Annotated in this window: 1 protein-coding gene and 2 pseudogenes; all 3 read left to right on the forward strand. The window is 32.6% G+C overall.

Annotated features, from left to right (window positions below; translation table 11 throughout):
- Positions 1 to 146: 146 nt before the first annotated feature.
- Positions 147 to 848: pseudogene (gene rfbD, locus WBF61_RS07325) on the forward strand (dTDP-4-dehydrorhamnose reductase); the annotation flags it as partial.
- Positions 849 to 948: 100 nt separating this feature from the next.
- On the forward strand, positions 949 to 1,716 hold the full coding sequence (locus WBF61_RS07330) for a tyrosine-protein phosphatase (protein WP_424255255.1): 768 nt from the start codon (positions 949 to 951) through the stop codon (positions 1,714 to 1,716).
- A 315-nt stretch (positions 1,717 to 2,031) separates the two neighbouring features.
- Positions 2,032 to 2,287 (forward strand): annotated as a pseudogene (locus WBF61_RS07335) (ABC transporter substrate-binding protein); the annotation flags it as partial.

Below are 2,287 nucleotides of genomic sequence, written 5' to 3' on the forward strand. Positions count from 1 at the left end.
CTGAAGATTTAGAATCATTGGCTAATGTAACTGGGACAATATCTTGTTTTGCTTTCATTAATAAAACCTCCTGTAAACACTGAATTTGTTTAATTTTATCAAGAGGCTATCTATTTTGAAAGATACCGTTCTATTAGGCACTTACTATTGAATCACTAAAGCCAGATATTATTTATCATTGCGCGGCATATACTGCTGTAGATAAAGCAGAAGATGAAGGAAAAGAAATAAATTATTTGGTCAACGTAATAGGAACTGAGAATGTTGCTAAAGCTGCTGAGCAAGTAGGTGCTACCCTTGTTTATATTAGTACAGATTATGTTTTTGATGGTTCGAAACAAGCTGAATATACTAACGATGATGAAACAAATCCTAAGAACGAATAAGGGCATGCAAAGTTAGAAGGAGAAAAGATCGTTAGAGAATTGGTAACAAACTATTATATTGTTCGAACTTCCTGGGTATTTGGTGAATTTGGATCTAACTTCGTATACACAATGCAACGCTTAGCTGAAACTCATGATAAATTGACTGTTGTGAGTGACCAGTTTGGACGACCAACTTGGACACGTACCTTAGCAGAATTTATAGCCTTTATAGTTGAAGAAAAAGCTGAATATGGGACTTACCATTTGTCTAACGACGGAAGCTGTTCATGGTATGAATTTGCAAATGAGATTTTAAAAAATAAAAAAGTTGAAGTCGCTCCTGTAACATCAAACGACTATCCACAAAAAGCATACCGGCCTAAACATTCAATTATGGATTTAAGTAAATCAAAAGAGCTAGGATTTATTATACCTACATGGGAGGATGCTTTAAAAACATTCCTATCTAAGTTAGAATAATCTCAAAAAACTATTTAAGTGGATAGTATAAATATCTTCAGCTATAACAATAGTTGTGTAATAATTTATAGATATAAAAAAGTAGATTGAGGGGATAGGAATGATAGATTTACATTGTCATATTTTACCCGGTATTGATGATGGTGCCAAAAATATGGAAGAATCAATTAAAATGGCGAAGGATGCTGTTTCAGAAGGAATTACTCATATCTTAGCTACTCCGCATTATAAAAATGGGCATTGGGATAATGAAAAAGAAGATATTTCAATTTTAATAGACGAGTTGCAAAATGAATTGGATGAAAGAGGAATTTCGCTAATTATTTTTCCTGGACAAGAGGTTCGAATTCATGGAGAATTATTTGAAAATATAGATGGAAATAAAATTCAATTTATTGATGAAACAAATCAATATATTTTAATTGAATTTCCTACGCCATCTATTCCAGCTTACACAGAATCCTTATTCTTTGAATTACAAAAAAAAGGAGTAACACCAATAATCGTTCACCCTGAACGTAATAGAGCAATATTAAAAGACCCAAACATTTTGTTGTCTTTTGTTGAAAAGGGTGCACTAGCACAACTTACAGCAGCAAGCTACATGGGTGGTTTTGGAAAAGATATACAAAAATTAAGCAAACAGCTAATAGAAGCTAATTTAGTCCATTTTATTGCTTCTGATGCTCATAATATCACTTCAAGATCTTTTCATATGAAAGAAGCGTTTCAAAAGCTTGAAAAAGAATTCGGAAAAGAAAAAGTTAAAAACTACCATCAAGTAACTAAAGATTTGATTAATGGAGAAGTCATTTTCCCAGAATCAGCTAGGGAAGTAAAAAAAGCTAAGTTATTTGGGTTATTTTAACTTTTCAGAAAATCTATATAGAATAAGAAATAAATGGTTCTTATGTTAAAATATCTAGCACGAAAGTTAAAATATTAAAATCAGCGAGATGTAATTAAAAGAACTATAAACTCATCTAGCCGTTTCTCATCAGAGAAGTGGCTTTTTGCTGTCTAAAAATTTACAAATCTTCTACCTCATTTACAAAGTCTTAACAAGAAGTTCGTCTAAAAACCACATACACTTGGTAAGATTTAATTGTTAAAAGAAAACAACCTTTATAAAAAGGATATATCTTTTAACCATTATCTACATACAACTGAGGAGGAATGAATAATGAATCATTTGAAAAAAGGTTTGGTATCGACATTACTAGCAGGAGCGTTACTAGCTGGTTGTGGAGCAAAAGGCGAAGCGGTAAAACCAACAGCAATTGATTTAAATGCTTTAACCACACAAGAGATTGAAGAGAAAGCCAAAGAAGAAGGCAAAATCCAATCGGTTGGGATGCCAGATACCTGGGCGAATTGGGGAGAGACTTGGACTGAACTAGAAGACAAGTATAACCTGACTCAAGTTGATACCGATATGA

This window comes from Carnobacterium sp. (assembly GCF_049673005.1).
Lineage (GTDB): Bacteria > Bacillota > Bacilli > Lactobacillales > Carnobacteriaceae > Carnobacterium_A.